The organism is Coriobacteriia bacterium (assembly GCA_013334745.1).
In the GTDB taxonomy this organism is placed as follows: Bacteria; Actinomycetota; Coriobacteriia; order Anaerosomatales; family JAAXUF01; genus JAAXWY01.
Genome location: JAAXWY010000004.1, coordinates 67,207 through 82,448 on the forward strand (window position 1 = coordinate 67,207; position 15,242 = coordinate 82,448).

A 15,242-nucleotide genomic window follows, 5' to 3' on the forward strand; every position below is an offset into this window, starting at 1 on the left:
AGGAGAGCTTCGACGCACTTGAGGGCATGCTCGTCGACGCGTGCCGCATCCTCGAGCTACTTGAACTGCCCTACCGCGTCATCGTGCTGTGCACGGGTGACATGGGCTTTGGTGCCGCGAAGACCTACGACATCGAGGTGTGGCTGCCCAGCTACGGCGCGTACAAAGAGATCTCGAGCTGCAGCAACTGCATCGACTTCCAGGCGCGGCGCGCGGCCATCAAGTACCGGTCGCCAGGCGAGTTCAAGGGGTCGCGCCTCGTGCACACGCTCAACGGAAGCGGCCTCGCGGTCGGACGCACGCTCGCAGCTCTGCTCGAGAACTACCAGCGCGAGGACGGCAGCGTGGAGATTCCCGAGGTCTTGCGACCGTACCTCGGTGGCGCCACGGAGGTGCTTCCCGAGGGCTGAGTCCTCGGCTAGCCCTGCTCGACCATCATCAGTGCCGCGTAGCGGCCATCAACGGTCAGCAGGGCCCCGCTGGCCGTGATGTGAAGCGGCGTGCCATCGAGGCGCCGCATCTTCAGCGGCACCCGCCACAGTGTTCGCACCTCACCTTGCTCCATCGCCGAGCGGCGGGCGCGTTCGATCTCGAGGGAGTCCGGATCGCTCAGGTCGTGGATGGAGCGGCCCACAAGGTCTTCGCCGTCGTCGGCGAAGGCCAGCCTGCACGCTGCATTCGCGGCGATGACCTGCTGCTGGTCGTGCAGCAGCAACGGAGTCGGTACCGCTTCGAACGCGGCCGCCACGAAACCGCTGGTCTCGCTGCTGCCGAGAGGCCAGGTCACGGTCGGTGGAGTCGGTGCGACGACCGAGTGAAAGACGCCCAGAATCGCGGCTGCGCCGTCGACGTCGATGGGGATGACATCGATGATGTGCGACGCCGCAACGCCGTCGCAACGCATGGTCTTGAGGGGCACTCCTGACATGGGCTGACGTCCGTCCAGCACCAGGTCTCGCCGTGAACGCACCGCATCCCGCGAATCCGGGTGCGCGAGTTCGAGGGCGCGGAGCTGACACAGTTCGTCGCGCGAGGATGCGCGGTACTCGGTGACGGCCGCCGTGTTGACCCAGAAGACATCGGCATAGTCCGTGACGATCAGCGGGTTGGGCACGAAGTCCAGCGCTGAGGCCAACAACGCCACGAGATGGTCGTCCGGCGCGACTGCGCTACTCACGGGTGTCGGACCTCCATCATTCTCACCTGTGCCGGCAGGTCAGAGCGGCGCTGCATCTACATACGGCCCAAGAGCCGCGCCGCGTTGTCTCCGAGTATCGAATCAGCTGCGCCGCCGCGCAATGCCAGTGACCGAATCCAAGCGATCTCTGCGGCTGCATCGGTCCAGGGACCGTCGCTGCCGAACAGGATGCGCTCGGGGCCGTGCGCGTGCACGATCTCGACGAAGTCGTCGTCGGGCAGGTGCCCCAGCGTGTAGGCGGTATCGAAGTAGACCTCACGCCCCACGAGCACGTCGCTGACCTCGCCCCACATCTGGTAGCCGCCGAAATGGGCCAGCACGATGCGAAGCCCGGGGTAGGCGTCGAGCACCGCGGCGAAGGACTCGGGTGTGCCGCGCAGCGTGTCGTGGAACTCGTCTCGGCCGGCGTGGAACAGCAACGTCATCTTGTGTGCCAACGCTGCGTCGTAGATGGGCTCCATGCGTGGCTCATCGGGTGCGAACTCCTGGTGCTCGGGGTGCAGCTTGAACCCCTGGATGCCGAGCGAGGCCATGCGAGCAATCTCCTCGGCGGGGTTCTCGGCTTCGGGGTGCATCGCTCCGAAGCAGACGACACGATCCGAGCCTGCGCGCGCCGACCAGTCGTTGATGCTGCGAACCTGGCCGGGCTTGGTCGCCACGGGTTGGACCACCGAGATGTCGACGCCGCACCGCTCCATGTCGGCGAGGAGCCCGGGGACGGTGCCGTCGTAGAAGGCGCTCATCACACCCGAGTCGCTCAGCGAGGCGACGGCTTTATCGGCGACGCCCTCGGGCCATGCGTGTGTGTGGATGTCGATGATGCGGCTCATGAGGAGACAGTCTGACACAAGCGAGGGCCGACGCGACGAGCGTCGACCCTCGCTCCTTGTCGAGCGCCCGATCGTCTAGTACACGGTCACCGTCTTCCAACTACCAGTGGTAGGTCGATTGATGTCGCTCATTCCGAAGATGAAGCGGACCCGCCATGTTCCGCGCTTGGGAAGCTTGACCGACCCCTTGGCCCCCGTTGTCGTGAATGATGCGGTGAACCTCTTGCGGTCGACCCACTTCGAACCGGACCTCCGGTACGCCTCGAAGTAGCCTTGCGCGTGCTGATCCTTCTGCGACGGCGAAATCGCAAGGCCGACGGTGTACGTCTTGTTGAGCTTCATGCGGGAGGACGCGCCGAGCGTTCCCAGCTTGGCTCGGGGCACCATGGTCGTGAAGTCACCGGTGACCGAGAGCTGCGTCGGCAACGTATGGTAGTTGCCGTCATACAGGGTGCGGAAGTACGTGAGCCGCGTGATCGCCGGCGTGGTCGCCGTCCAGTAGCCGTCGGCGTCAGTCGTCACCGGCGCGAGTTCAGTCCACGTGTAGCCGTCGGTGCTCATCTGTAGGCGCAGCTGCCGCGCATCGAGCCCGATGGAGCGGTCGGTCAGCATGCCTTCGAGCATCCCGGTGCCAGCGTACGCACCCGAGAACGTCGACCACGCGATAGCCGATGACCGATTGGGCGTGTAGAGGTGAACGCCGCGGTCCGAGCCGATGTCGAAGATGGCGAAGTTGTTCTCATCGGCCCCTAGGACGAAGGATGGCGAATCTCCGATTGTCTCGGTGCGGCCGGTACCGGTGTCATACGCGAGCGAGCCCACCGTGACGACCGGATCGATGCCCGCGGCATGGTAGACGATCTGCCGTCCGCAAACCGCGCCGGATCCCTCATCGAGGTGCGTGGCAGCCACGACCAGGGTGTCGCCCGAAGGCATGTCGTAGGCGTAGAGATCCGAGTAGTCCAACGCGCTTTCGCTCGTGTACAGGATGAGCCCCTCATCGAAGTCGCACACTTCGAGCCCGTCTGCGGGACCGGCGACGACCGTGTCGGCGGCGTTGCGCAGGTCGTAGAGGTGCAACTGCGACGCGCTATCGACGAATGCCAGGTACGGACCCCAGATTCGTACTCCGGTGTAGCCCCCGCCCGTGGTCACCTGCGTCGTCGTCCCGCTGTAGATCTTGTGAACAAACACATCCCACGTGCCGGGAGCACTCTGCGCCAGGAACGCAGCGGTATCCCCCGAGATGTAGGGCTTGATGGCATAAGAGGTGGTAGTGATCTCATAGGAGGACTTGTCGTACAGATCCCACCACTTCAGCGTGTAGTCACCAGGGCCGAACTGCTCCTCGCAGACGAGGACTGCTTGGTCAATCTGAGGGTCGGTCTGGGCTATTGCACCATCAGCGAGGTCCGACTGCGTACCGTTCGACAAGTCGTTGACGTGCAGCATCGAGTCGCTATCGGTGCTCGTTACGAGGTACTTGCCGCGGACGTCACCGCTGTTGCCGAGCGTACTACCGGGGTCACGCAGGACCGCACACGAGTTGAACCATGTGAAGTCGTCGCTCGGTTCTGTCGCCAACGCCGTACTCGTCGCGCCCGCGATGAACAGCGCCGCGCAGACGATCACCATCAGAGCACGTGCTCCTGACCTTGCCATGAGCTTCCCCTCTCTCGCGCGTCGGACCGCACAATACGGCCGACGGCACCTCTCCCACGCGGCATATACCCGAGAATCGCGTGGAGGAGGCGTACGCACGGCAAGCCGAGGGAATACACTCGTACGCCACCGTGTACACACTGCACGACCTCGATTGGAGCTCCCCTATGAGCGAGCAGCTCAAGCCCTGCATCCTCACCGTGTTCGGCACGACGGGTGACCTGATGACCCGCAAGGTCGTGCCGTCGCTCCTCTACCTGTGGCAGCGCGGCCTGTTGCCTGAGCGCTTCCGGGTCGTCGGGTTCGGTCGCAGGGAGTGGGACGACGAGCGTCTGCGCGCCCACATCCGCACCATCCTCGAAGGCTGCTGCCCGGAGTTCCTCGCCGACGAGGCTGCCGAGGAGTTCATCGGCAGGTTCACGTACCGCTACGGGCAGTTCGACGACCCTGCTGCGTTTGCCGGCATTGCTTCGTCTGTCGCAGACATCGACCGCGAGTGGGACGCCTGCTCGGACAAGCTCTTCTACCTCGCCGTGCCGCCCGAGCACTACGCGACGATTCTGCGCAACCTCGCTGCGAGCGGGGCCACCGATGCATGCTCGATGGGTGAGGGCTACACGCGGGTTCTCGTTGAGAAGCCGTTCGGTGATGACGAGCCGAGCTCGCGCGACCTCGACCGGTTGCTCACCTCCCTCTTCCGAGAGGAGCAGATCTACCGCATCGACCACTACCTCGCCAAGGAGATGCTGCAGGGCATTCTGAACTTCCGCTTCCAGAACAACCTCTTCGAAGCCGGCTGGGATCGGCGTTCGATCGAGCGCATCGAGATCAACTTGCTCGAATCCATCGGCGTGGAGAAGCGCGGTGCGTTCTACGACCGTATCGGCGCCTTGCGTGACGTGGGGCAGAACCACCTGCTGCAGATGCTCGCGCTGATTACTATGGAACAGCCCCAGCACGCCGGCGCCGATGCGATCCGCTCGGCACGCGCAGCTGCCATCGATGAGTTGCGACCCCCGACGGCGCGCGAGGTGGCGGCAGGCAGCTTCCGCGCGCAGTACGCCGGCTACGGCGAGATCGATGGTGTCGCGCCGGACTCGCGTACCGAGACCTACTTCATGTTGCGCACCACACTCGCAGGCGAGCGATGGGGCGGCGTGCCGGTCACGATGCAGGCCGGCAAGCGCATGGGCGACGCGGTCAAGAACGTCGTCGTGACGTTTCGCCGTCCGCCCGAGTGCATGTGCGACATCAGCGTGCCGGTGCCGCAGAACCGCATCGAGTTCTCGCTCGAGCCAAAGGACGCCATCCGCATCGACTTCTGGGCGAAGCGACCCGGATTCGATGACGAGGGCGAGCCCCGTTCGCTCGACTTCTTCCTCTACGAGCGCGAGGAGAAGCGGCAGTACGTCGAGGAGTACGCGCGCCTCCTGCACGACGCCATCAGAGGCGATCAGACGCTCTTCGTCAGCAGCGCTGAGGTTGAGGCCGGATGGCGCTTCGTGGACCCGTGGATCGATGGATGGGAGGCGGCCGACGCTGCTCCTGCTGTCTACGCACCGAACAACGACGCCATCGTGGGCGTGGCGACTGCCGCCCTACGAGCCGCTGAGAGCTCCGCTCCCTCGGCGCGCAGTGTGGGCGTCGCGGGTCTGGGCAAGATGGGAGCCGGCCTCGCGCGCAATCTGCGCGACCATCGCTGGCGAGTCGTGGGCTGGAACCGTCACGCCGAGGTCGCGACCGAGATCGCCGAGGAGGGCAGCGGCTTTGAGGCCGTCGGATCCCTCGAGCGTCTCGCAGCTGCGCTCGCCCCGCCGCGCGTCATCTGGCTGATGGTGCCCGCGGGTGCGCCCGTCGACAATCTGCTCTTCGGCGACGATGCGGCCGGTGAGACCGGTGGACTCGCCGCGCTACTCGAGCCGGGCGATACCGTCATCGATGGGGGTAACAGCCGCTGGAAGGATGCCGCGCCGCGGGCCGCACGTCTGGCGGAGCAGGGGATTCACTACCTCGACAGCGGCACGAGCGGCGGGCCTGCCGGCGCACGAAACGGAGCATGCCTCATGATCGGCGGCCGGCGGCCCGTCTTCGAACAGTGGGAGCCGATGTTCGCCGACGTCGCACTACCCGACGGCTACCGCTTCTTCGAGGGTCACGGCGCGGGGCACTTCGTGAAGATGGTCCACAACGGCATCGAGTACGGCATGATGCAGGCGATCGCCGAGGGATTCGCGCTCATGCACGAGGCGCCGTTCGCGCTCGATCTCGCTGAGGTCGCCGATGTCTACCAGCACGGCAGTGTCGTCGAGTCGCGGCTCGTGGGGTGGCTCGGCGGTGCGTACGAGGAGCTGGGCAGCGATCTTGATGGGGCCAGTGGCGTCGTCGGACACACCGGCGAAGGTGCGTGGACGGTGGAGGCCGCCCAGGAGATCGGGACCCCGGTTCCGATTATCGAGGGGTCGCTGCGCTTCCGCGAGGAGTCCGAGAAGGCGCCGAGCTACGCAGGCCAGGTACTCACTGCGATGCGAAACGCGTTCGGCGGACATGGCTTGGGGCCGGGCGGCGGGCCGCGGCGGTAGAGCGAAGGCCCAAGTCAACGACTCAGTTGTCGCGACCCCCGGTCACTTCGGCGATGATCGTGTCCGCGCGCTCTGAATCGGACGGGATGAGGTCATGCGGGATGTCTTCGGCCGCGAAGTAGGGCAGAAGTCGGAACCGGGCACATGACGGATCCCCGGTGAAGCAGTAGGCGTCGCGCATCTTCGCCCAGAGTTCGGGCGAGTAGCCAGCCTCATCGGTGAAGAATATGCACGCTGAGGTGCGTTCGCACTCGGCCACGGCTAACCCCCGATCAGGCAATCGATCCCAAGAGTCTCTACCCACTGTCACGTGGTGAGGAAACGATACCCCGCGAGCGGGTGCTCACGGTAGTACTTTGGGGCAACGAATCCGGCGTGTGCGCCGGCTAGGAGGTACGTGCATCGCCCAGAAACCACGCGGTAATCGCGACGGCTGCCGTCGGGATCTCCAGCTACCGACATGGTGCGCCGGCACGACGGCCCCGCACGCGAGAGCGGCGCGGCCCGGGATGGGGTCGCGCCGCTCGGCAGTGGTGACGGGGGCGGGCTACTTCAGCTCGAAGATGACCGTGACCGTGGATGTGATGTCGAGCTGGCCGGCCTCGATGGGCACCGACTTGGCTGCACCGGCGCTCTCAGCCGTGGCGAACACCGGCCCCGGAACGACGCTGACGTCGCTGGAGCTGACGCTGAGGACCGCGCCGACGCTCTTGCCTGCAGCCTTCGCCATCGCCTCGGCGCTCTTGCGCGCATCCGCAACGGCCTTCTCGATCGCCTTCGCGCGGTGCGGTGCCTGGTCGGCGACGGTGAACGTCGGGCCGTTGATGGAGTTCGCACCGGCCTGGTTGGCGGCGGTGATCACGTCGCCGAGCGTACCGATGTCGCGTACCTTCGCTGTGACGGTGACCGAGGCCTGATAGCCGGTAACCGTCTGCGACCCGCCAGAATCGCCGTACTGCGGGTATACGTTGACGTCGCGGGTCTGGATGTCCTCGTCCTTGACGCCGGCCTTCTTCAGCGCCGCAGTGATCTTCTCGGCGACCTTGGAGGCGTCATCGAGCGCGGTCTTGGCGTTACTGGACTGAGTGGACACGCCGAATGACATCTCGGCGATGTCCGGTGTCGCCTGTACGGTTCCCATGCCCGAAGCCGTCACTGTGTTGGCTGCGGATCCTGCGGGCGCGGTGATGACCTTCGTGCAGCCTGTCGAGGCCAGCACCACGAGCGAAAGGGCGGTGATCAGTATCGCCGCCAGTGTCTTGTTGCCCTTCATCGCGTCCTCCTCAGGTACCCGGTGCTATCAGCATCCTGGTGTGTCAGTACCCGTTACGACGAACAAAACGGCCGGATGGTTCGCAGCGTTCTCGCGGCTTTGGCCTGCAGGCAACAGAAGACCGGCTCGGGAGTCCCGATCCGGTCTTCGTGTTTCGCTGTGGCGCGCCCTGCAGGATTCGAACCTGCGACGTCCTGATTCGTAGTCAGGCCCTCTATCCAGCTGAGGTAAGGGCGCGTTTTGCCCCGAAGGGCTTGCGTATCCTGCCACCGCGAGGAATCGCTGTCAATCCCGGCGGGGCGTGCGGCACGCTGTATGTCAAATGGCGGAGAGCGAGGGATTCGAACCCTCGAAGGGAGCTTTACCCCCTTACTCGCTTAGCAGGCGAGCGCCTTCGACCGACTCGGCCAGCTCTCCGTGCGCGCGCTTATGCGTGTGTACGTTGCAGGGGCGCGCGAGGAGATATAGTACCTGCGCCTGCGCCTACGGTAAAGCGGGTGGGGCGGCAGCCGTTGTGCCGGGCGGCGGCGTGCGGCGAAGTCTCGGCGCAAGAAACGCCACGAGCACCGCCATCGCCACGAACAGCACGCCGATCACGAGCAGGAGTACCGGTCCTGCGATTCGCTCGCCAAAGAGCACGCGCACGAAGTCTGACGAGAACCAGACCATGCCGATCGCGCCTGCGATCAGCAGGATCAGCTGCTTGAGGCGAACGCTTCCCGCGACCATCAGGATCGAGAGCGCGATCCCGAGCACGTACGCCCAGTGCAGCGGTCCATCGGGGCCGCTCATGATGTTGGCGACGCCGATGATCGCGCCGAAGGAAGCCAGTCCCCATGCGACGCCCGGTGGCTTGAAGAAGCCGGTGAACGTCCCGATAGTCCAGACGATCGACACCGCAAGCGTGGAGGCGCCGAACAACCACCAGGGGATGTTCGCGTTCATGTCGAAGACGCCGGGCACCATTTCGATGGTCGCGTAGGCGGCAACCCCCAGAGCAAGGTGCGTCATGAAACCGGGCCTTAGTCGCCAGACGATCGCGCCTACGACCAGGGCGGACGCGACGCCGCCCAAGCCCGCCCACGGCTCCGCGGGGTTCCCGAACTCGTACGAGTAGGTCCCGAGACGGGCAGCCGCGATCTGGTAGGCGATGATGCCTCCGGTCACGCCAGAAGCGACGATGCCGACCGAGAGCATGAACTGCTCGAGCCGCTTCGCTCCGGGTGAGCCCTGCCGTCCGATCACGAACCCGCCGATGAGCCCGAGTGCGGTGCCCGCCAGCGTCACACCGAGTCGCCCGGGAAGGCCGAGCTGCTCCCAGAACTGTCCGAGCAGCGCTATCGCGGCGCCGATCGCGAATGCGCCGCCGCCGTAGCCGAGCAGCTCGGCGGGCAGCGGGATGGGCGAGGGGCCGCCGGTGTCGGGCTCGGGTGCCGCGACGGCGGTGGCTGGCTGCGGCGGCGGACCAGTGGGCGGAGCGAGCGCTGTGTCGGGTGCGGTCGACGACGCTTGCGCGGCCGGCGGCGTATCGGCGACCGCGCCCGGAGCCGCCTCGCGTTGCGCCGCGAGCCGTGCGGTCTTCTCGGCAGCGGAGCGGCGCATGACGATGAAGATCGCGCCGCCCACGAAGACGAGTCCGCCGGCCATCATCACGAGCGGACCCGCGATGCTGTTGGGGAAGAGGAACTGCACGAGCGAGTTGGAGAACGTGAGCACACCCGCCGCGCCGAATCCGAGCTCGATGCCGCGGTGCGCCACCACGCCGAAGATCACGAGCGCCGCCGTCGCTGCAAGGCCGACCCACAGCGCCCACATCGCCGGATCACCGTTGCCGCCGTCCTGTATCGCCATCAGTACGCAGCCGCCGATGATGCCGCTTGAGGCGAGCACCTCGGCGGCCTTCTCCGGAGCAAGCTTGCCGGCCAGGCCGAGCGCTCCCCACACGAGTGCGACAACGATCAACGTGAGACCGGCGCCCCACTCGGGGCCGTCGATGGGGATGAGCGGTAGCACCAGCACGCTGCCGATGCCGACGCCCAGTCCGAACGCGAGGTGCTGCATCACCGTGCGGCGACGCCACCAGACCGCACACCCGATGAACGCCGCTGCGGCGAATCCCGCGAACCACGCCCACTCGCCATGCTTGGTTGCGTTGAGGGCGCCCGTGAACTCCCAGGTCGCGATGCCCACACCGGCGGCCAGGCCGGCCACGCCCGCGAACAGCAGGAAGCGCGAGAGCCGCTCGGCGGCCGCGCCCGAGGCGCGTTCCAGGAGGAACCCGCCGATGAGTGCCGCGAGGCCAGCGATCGTAGCCACGCCGATGCGTTCGTACGAGCCGAGCCGCGGCCAGTACTGCACAAGCAGCGCAAACACCGCTGCCAGTGCGAGTGCCCCACCCAGGTAGCCAAGAATCTCGGCGAGCACCGCGATTCGGCGCTCGGGCCGCTCGGCGATCGCAGCGGTGTCAGCGGTATCGCCTGTCGACGAACGCGCCGCTTCAGTCGAGGTCTCTTCAGTCGGTCCGAACTTCATGTCGCCACCCCCATCCGGAGTGTAGGGCTAAATACTCACTCTCGCAGGCCATGGTTCGGTGCGTGCCGCGGTCCACAGGGTGTTCACGTACGAGAGCGCGAAGTGGTTCTGCGCCAGGTGCAGCCAGAACGCGCCGGCATCGGTCAGTTCGAGCGATCCGTTGCGGCGCTCGGCGAGCCCGGCGGTCTGGACCGCGGACAACCAGCGGCGCGCTTTGCCTGCGTCGCCCCCGAGTGCCTCGTCGAGCCCGGCCATGGGGATGCGGGTGTCGTAGAAGCGCCAGTACAGCCACCACCAGCCACCCATCTCGCCTTCGAATGGCATCCGTAGCGCGATCGGCGAATCGCCGCGTTCCAAGGTCGACTCCCACGCATCGAGGTCGAAGGTGTTGAGTGTGAAGCCGTCGGGAAGGTGCGAGCCCGACCCGGGGCCGATCCCGATGTAGCCGTCGCGTGTCACCGAGGAGTAGCGCGGCACGCCCCCGCGCTTGAAGCCCCACACGCTCACGCGCTCGAACCCGTTCGCGGCGCACCAGTCCGAGATCGCGCGGTAGTGGCTGCGACGGGTGGGCAGGTCCGGCATCTTCACGCCTGCGAGGTGCAGGTACTCGCCCACGGCCGTGTAGGGGAACGTGAAGAGCGGGTAGGTGGTGAGCTGGTCGGCGCCGAGCTCGGCTGCACGCTCGAGGTCGGCGACAACGTCGGCGGCGGTCTGGCCCGGCAGCGCGAACATGATGTCGGCGTTGACCGAGGCGAAGTCACTGCTCGCGAGCAGCGTCAGCGCGCGCTCGGCGACGTCGGGGGCGTAGCGGCGCCCAATGGAACGCAGCGCCTCCTCGCGAAACGACTGCACTCCCAGAGACACGAGCGAGACGCCGCATGCGTGCAGCGCGGCGACGGTCTCCTCGGAGACGTCAGCGGGGTTGGTCTCGATGCAGACGTCGCCGGTCACGGTGAAGCGCTCGCGAACGCGCTCGAGGATGCTGCCCACCGCGTCTAGCGCCAGCGTCGGAGTACCGCCACCGATGTAAACGCTCGTGACCTCGGCGGGCCCCACCGTATCGGCCCACCGGTCGACCTCGGTCAGCGCGGCGCGGGTGTAGGGCGCGACCAGCGCGGGATCGTAGGGCACCTTCGTGTACGGGCAGTAGGGGCAGCAGTTGCGGCAGAACGGCACGTGCAGGTAGAGCGACGTACGCTCGACACGGCCCGGCGACCAGCCCGGTTCGGGTGCGACGAACTCCCAGCGCTGCGCGGGCCCGACGAGGTGCCGACGGACCGCCCGTGTGAGGGCGCGCGATGCGCCGTGTCCCGGCGTGCTCACAGGTACCTCGCCATGCCGATAACAGCGCTCGGTCGCAAGCGCTGCGCCGCCGAGAGCTCGGTGCACGCACCGTAGCCGCAGTCGGGACAGACGCTGTCCGGCGCGCGGCAGCACAGCGATTCGCCGCTGGCATCGCCCACGAGCGCGACCGGCATGCGACGCGGCCAGTTGCCGGTCTTGAGCGCGACGAGCCCTGCATGCGAGTTGAGCAGCGGCAGTCCCTCGCGTTTGAGAGTGATGAGCCGGTCGATGACGGGCGCGCGCTCATCGGCGGTGAGGTAGAGCTCGTCGATGCCGTAGTACGGCGTGTGGAAGTAGATCATCACGCCGCGCACGGGCAGTTCGGTCGCGCGCACCCACCGCAGGAACGGCTCCACGCCGCCGGCGGTGAAGCGGTCGACGACGTAGATGACTGCCAATGGCGGGTGAGGTGTGTGGCGAATCGCGTGCTCGACGGTCGCGAAGTGGTCGCCTCGGCGCTTCTCGTAGGTGCCAGGCAGGCCGTCCATGCTCACCCAGACGAGATCGGCGCTGCAGTCGAGCCCGAGCGTGCCGTTCGTGTAGACGTGCACGTGGAAGTAGCCCATGTGCCGAGCGACCTCGATGAGGTTCTCGACGGTGAAGCCCTCGTCGGTCCACAGCATCGGTTCGCCACCGGTGAAGTAGGCCTCTCGGCATCCGCGGTCATACGCCGTGCGCAACCGCTCCGAAACCGCCGAGAAGGACATGTCGCCGGCGCCAAGGTTGGAGACGTGGCACGCGCGGCAGTGAAGGTTGCAGCGGTCGGTGATTGCGATGCCGCAGATGATGGGTTCGAAGGAGCGTCGGACCGCGAAGTTCCACGCGTACGGGACGTACGTGCGCAGCTGGTTCAACATCGCCAAGCCACCGCCCCCGGGGTCGAACGGACTGACACCACGATGGTGTCGCGAACCGTTCGGGTTGTACACGAGTTTGTACCCATATCCAGCACGATATTCTCGGGAGGTGGGGGAGTTGCGCGCTGGCGGAGGGGGTGGGATTCGAACCCACGAGACCCTTGCGGGCCTACTGGTTTTCAAGACCAGGGCATTCAACCACTCTGCCACCCCTCCGTGGCGCGGCAACGCAGAGGATATCACGCGCTCGGACCATGCTGAACAGGCGTGCTACGGCGTCAGTCCGTGGTGCGGGAAGACTGCAGCGCGCGTCTCGGCGATGCGACGAGTGGTGAGTTCGAGCACGGCTGCGGTGCGCTCGGGCGGCGAGTCGAAGGCATCGAGCGCGCCCATACTCGCGGGCGGCTCGAAGCCTTGGCGTTCGCGCACGGCGGCGCGCCACGCCGGCGGGATCTCGTCGGCGACGGCCGCGCCCTGCATCGCCGCCATCACCCACGCCCACGCTCTCGGCACCACGCCCACGACGTGGTAGCCGCCCCCGCCGAGCGCCGCCAGGCGGCCGGCGCAGAGTTCATCGGCCAGCGCGATGATGCCGAGCACGAGCGCGCGGTAGCCCGGCAGCGTCAGCCCCAGGTCGGTCTGGGGGTCGCTGTAATGCGCGTCGACGCCCAGCTGAGCGACGATGAGGTCCGGAGCGAACGCTCGAGCAAGGGGGGCCACGACCTCGTCGAACGCCATCGCGAAGCACTCATCGGTCGCGAATGCCGGCAGTGGGACATTCGCCGAGAACCCCACGCCGTCGCCATAGCCGATCTCCTCGGGAAAGCCGGTGCCCGGGAAGGCGTAGAGGCCGCTCTCGTGGATCGAGACCGTCAGTACGTCGCCCGACGCGGCGAACGCCTCCTGGACGCCGTCGCCGTGGTGCGCATCGATGTCGATATAGAGCACCTTGATGCCGGGGTGCGCTTCTCGCGCGACAGCGATCGCGACCGCCGCGTCGTTGTAGATCGAGAAGCCCGCCGCCCGGCTGCGGTGCGCGTGGTGCATGCCGCCTGCGGGCGAAAACGTGCGCAGCCAGCGCCCCGCGAGCACCTCCTCAACGCCCAGCATGGATGCCCCCGCGGTCAGGGCGGCGATCTCGTGCATGCCCGGGTACACGGGGTTGTCCTCGGTGCCGAGTCCCATCATGGGACTGAAGTCCGAGCCCCAATCGCCTGCGTGGTGCACGGCTTCGATGTAGCCGCTGGAGTGTGCGAGGAGCAGTTCGTTTTCGGTGGCGGCGCGCGGCGCGAGTACGTCGCCCTCGCCGAGCAGCCCGAGAGCCTCCATAAGCTCCACTGTGAGGGTGAGGCGCAGGGGATTCAACGGATGGCCGTCGCCCAGGTCGTAGTCGGCCAGTGCGGGGTCCCAAATCAGTGCCGCTCGGTTCAAGAACGCCTCCTTGGCGGTTGCCCAGTGACTTACGCCGTCGCCTGTTCTTGCCCATCATGCGGCATCGGCTACGCTTCACAGGGAGGCGTGCCCTCGCCCGGCCTTTGTTTCGGCGCACCGAAGGGGAACACTCACCATGGAGGTGCGTACTCATGCGGACGATGCTTGACCCTAAGACGATCGCGCTGATCGGCGCGACCGAGGTAGAAGGCACGGTCGGTCGAACCATCATGGAGAACCTGATCGGCTCGAACGGCAGGACCGTGTTCCCGGTCAACCCTCGCCACGACTCGGTCTTCGGGCTGACGTGTTTCTCAAGTATCCGAGACGTGCCGGGACCCGTGGACCTCGCGGTCGTTGCGACTCCTGCGGCTACCGTGCCCGATGTGCTGCTCGCATGCGCGAAGGCCGGCGTCCACGGCGCGATCGTCGTATCGGCGGGCTTTGGGGAAACCGGCAAGGACGGCCTGGCGCTCGAGCGTCGAATCAAGAAGACGCTTGCCGAGTACCCCATGCGGGTTGTCGGCCCCAACTGCCTCGGCATCATCAGGCCCAGCGTGGGTCTCAACGCGTCGTTTCTCTCGGTGGAGCCGACCGCCGGCGACATCGCGCTCATCTCTCAGAGCGGGGCGCTCGGCACAGGCATGCTCGACTGGGCGGTGAGTTCGCGCGTGGGGTTCTCGTTGTTCGCCTCCGTGGGGGCGATGGTCGACGTCGACTTCGCTGACCTCGTCGACTTCCTCGGAGAGGATCCGCACACGCGAAGCATCCTCATCTACATGGAGACCATCGGAAACGCACGGCGCTTCATGAGCGCGGCGCGCAGCTTCGCGCGCAACAAGCCGATCATCATCCTCAAGCCCGGGCGTTACACCGAGAGCGCGAAGGCCGCGCTGTCGCACACCGGGGCGATGGCGGGCGACGACGAGGTCTACGAGGCCGCTTTCCGTCGCGTGGGGGTTCTGCGCGTCCACGAGGTCGCCGACCTCTTCCACGCCGCCGAGGTGCTCGACTCTCGTCGGCTGCCGGTGGGGCCCGGGATCGCCGTGGTCACCAACGCCGGCGGTCTCGGCGTGATGGCGACCGATGCGATCATCGAACACGGCGGACGCCTCGCGCAGCTCTCGGACAAGACGATGGAGACGCTGGACGCCGCGCTCCCGGCGTACTGGAGCCGCTCCAACCCGGTCGACCTTCTGGGGGATGCCGGCAGCGAGCGGTTCGCCACGGCGGTCAAGGCGTGCATGGCGGATCCCGGAGTGCACGGCATCGTGCTGCTCTACACACCTCAGGGCAACGCGCGGCCGGATGAGATGGCGTCACGCGTCGTAGAGCTGGTGAAGGGGTGCCAGAAGCCGCTCATCACCGTCCTCATGGGCGGGGAGACCGTCCGCAAGGGACGGGAGATATTCCAGGACGCCGCGATTCCCTGCTACAACACGCCGGAAGAAGGCGTACGCACGTATCTCGGCATGTATCAGTACGCGCGCAACCTCGAGCTCCTCTACGAGACCCCGGCCGAGCTTCCCATCGACG

Annotated in this window: 11 protein-coding genes, 3 tRNA genes and 1 pseudogene (1 of these 15 running past the window's edge); 3 read left to right on the plus strand and 12 right to left on the minus strand. The window is 66.7% G+C overall.

Annotation, left to right across the window (positions count from 1 at the left end):
• A pseudogene (serS, locus tag HGB10_02550) lies at positions 1-410 on the plus strand (serine--tRNA ligase); it begins 829 nt to the left of the window's first position.
• An 8-nt stretch (positions 411-418) separates the two neighbouring features.
• On the opposite strand, the gene HGB10_02555 reads toward serS, so the two are convergent.
• From HGB10_02555 to HGB10_02565, 3 genes are all read right to left on the minus strand, one after another.
• Positions 419-1,177 carry a PAS domain-containing protein gene (locus tag HGB10_02555; protein NTU70690.1) on the minus strand — a complete coding sequence of 253 codons (759 nt, stop codon included), beginning with the start codon at positions 1,175-1,177 and terminating at the stop codon, positions 419-421.
• 56 nt (positions 1,178-1,233) lie between these two features.
• Entirely contained in the window at positions 1,234-2,028 is a 795-nt protein-coding gene (locus HGB10_02560) for an amidohydrolase family protein (protein ID NTU70691.1), read from the minus strand.
• A 75-nt stretch (positions 2,029-2,103) separates the two neighbouring features.
• On the minus strand, positions 2,104-3,663 hold the full coding sequence (locus tag HGB10_02565; protein ID NTU70692.1) for a hypothetical protein: 1,560 nt from the start codon (positions 3,661-3,663) through the stop codon (positions 2,104-2,106).
• Between the two features lie 194 nt (positions 3,664-3,857).
• Between HGB10_02565 and zwf the strand changes: the two genes are divergently transcribed.
• Complete coding sequence (gene zwf / locus HGB10_02570) at positions 3,858-6,269, plus strand: glucose-6-phosphate dehydrogenase (GenBank protein ID NTU70693.1); 2,412 nt, start codon at positions 3,858-3,860, stop codon at positions 6,267-6,269.
• 22 nt (positions 6,270-6,291) lie between these two features.
• Here zwf and HGB10_02575 read toward each other — a convergent pair whose 3' ends face one another.
• From HGB10_02575 to HGB10_02615, 9 genes are all read right to left on the minus strand, one after another.
• Positions 6,292-6,528: a hypothetical protein gene (locus HGB10_02575; protein ID NTU70694.1), complete on the minus strand. Its 237-nt coding sequence runs from the start codon at positions 6,526-6,528 to the stop codon at positions 6,292-6,294.
• Between the two features lie 288 nt (positions 6,529-6,816).
• Positions 6,817-7,542 carry an SIMPL domain-containing protein gene (locus HGB10_02580; protein NTU70695.1) on the minus strand — a complete coding sequence of 242 codons (726 nt, stop codon included), beginning with the start codon at positions 7,540-7,542 and terminating at the stop codon, positions 6,817-6,819.
• A 160-nt stretch (positions 7,543-7,702) separates the two neighbouring features.
• Positions 7,703-7,779, minus strand: a tRNA-Arg gene (locus tag HGB10_02585).
• A gap of 86 nt (positions 7,780-7,865) precedes the next feature.
• Positions 7,866-7,959 (minus strand) — tRNA-Ser (locus HGB10_02590).
• 66 nt (positions 7,960-8,025) lie between these two features.
• Complete coding sequence (locus HGB10_02595; protein ID NTU70696.1) at positions 8,026-10,074, minus strand: hypothetical protein; 2,049 nt, start codon at positions 10,072-10,074, stop codon at positions 8,026-8,028.
• A gap of 27 nt (positions 10,075-10,101) precedes the next feature.
• The gene (locus HGB10_02600; GenBank protein ID NTU70697.1) at positions 10,102-11,397 is read right to left on the minus strand and encodes a radical SAM protein; all 1,296 of its coding nucleotides are present in this window, start codon (positions 11,395-11,397) and stop codon (positions 10,102-10,104) included.
• Positions 11,394-12,281, minus strand: a complete 888-nt coding sequence (locus HGB10_02605) for a radical SAM protein (protein ID NTU70698.1) — start codon at positions 12,279-12,281, stop codon at positions 11,394-11,396. Before HGB10_02605 ends, HGB10_02600 begins: the two co-directional genes overlap by 4 nt.
• Positions 12,282-12,401: 120 nt before the next feature.
• Positions 12,402-12,491, minus strand: a tRNA-Ser gene (locus HGB10_02610).
• 54 nt (positions 12,492-12,545) lie between these two features.
• The gene (locus tag HGB10_02615; protein ID NTU70699.1) at positions 12,546-13,706 is read right to left on the minus strand and encodes an acetoin utilization protein AcuC; all 1,161 of its coding nucleotides are present in this window, start codon (positions 13,704-13,706) and stop codon (positions 12,546-12,548) included.
• A 152-nt stretch (positions 13,707-13,858) separates the two neighbouring features.
• Between HGB10_02615 and HGB10_02620 the strand changes: the two genes are divergently transcribed.
• The coding region (locus HGB10_02620) for an acetyl-CoA synthetase (protein NTU70700.1) at positions 13,859-15,242 on the plus strand (1,384 nt) is incomplete at its 3' end.

Coding starts and splice junctions, on each gene's coding strand:
- HGB10_02560 (NTU70691.1), bottom strand. CDS start 2,028: ATGAGCCGCATCATCGACATCCACACACACGCATGGCCCGAGGGCGTC.
- HGB10_02565 (NTU70692.1), bottom strand. CDS start 3,663: ATGGTGATCGTCTGCGCGGCGCTGTTCATCGCGGGCGCGACGAGTACG.
- zwf (NTU70693.1), top strand. CDS start 3,858: ATGAGCGAGCAGCTCAAGCCCTGCATCCTCACCGTGTTCGGCACGACG.
- HGB10_02580 (NTU70695.1), bottom strand. CDS start 7,542: ATGAAGGGCAACAAGACACTGGCGGCGATACTGATCACCGCCCTTTCG.
- HGB10_02595 (NTU70696.1), bottom strand. CDS start 10,074: ATGAAGTTCGGACCGACTGAAGAGACCTCGACTGAAGCGGCGCGTTCG.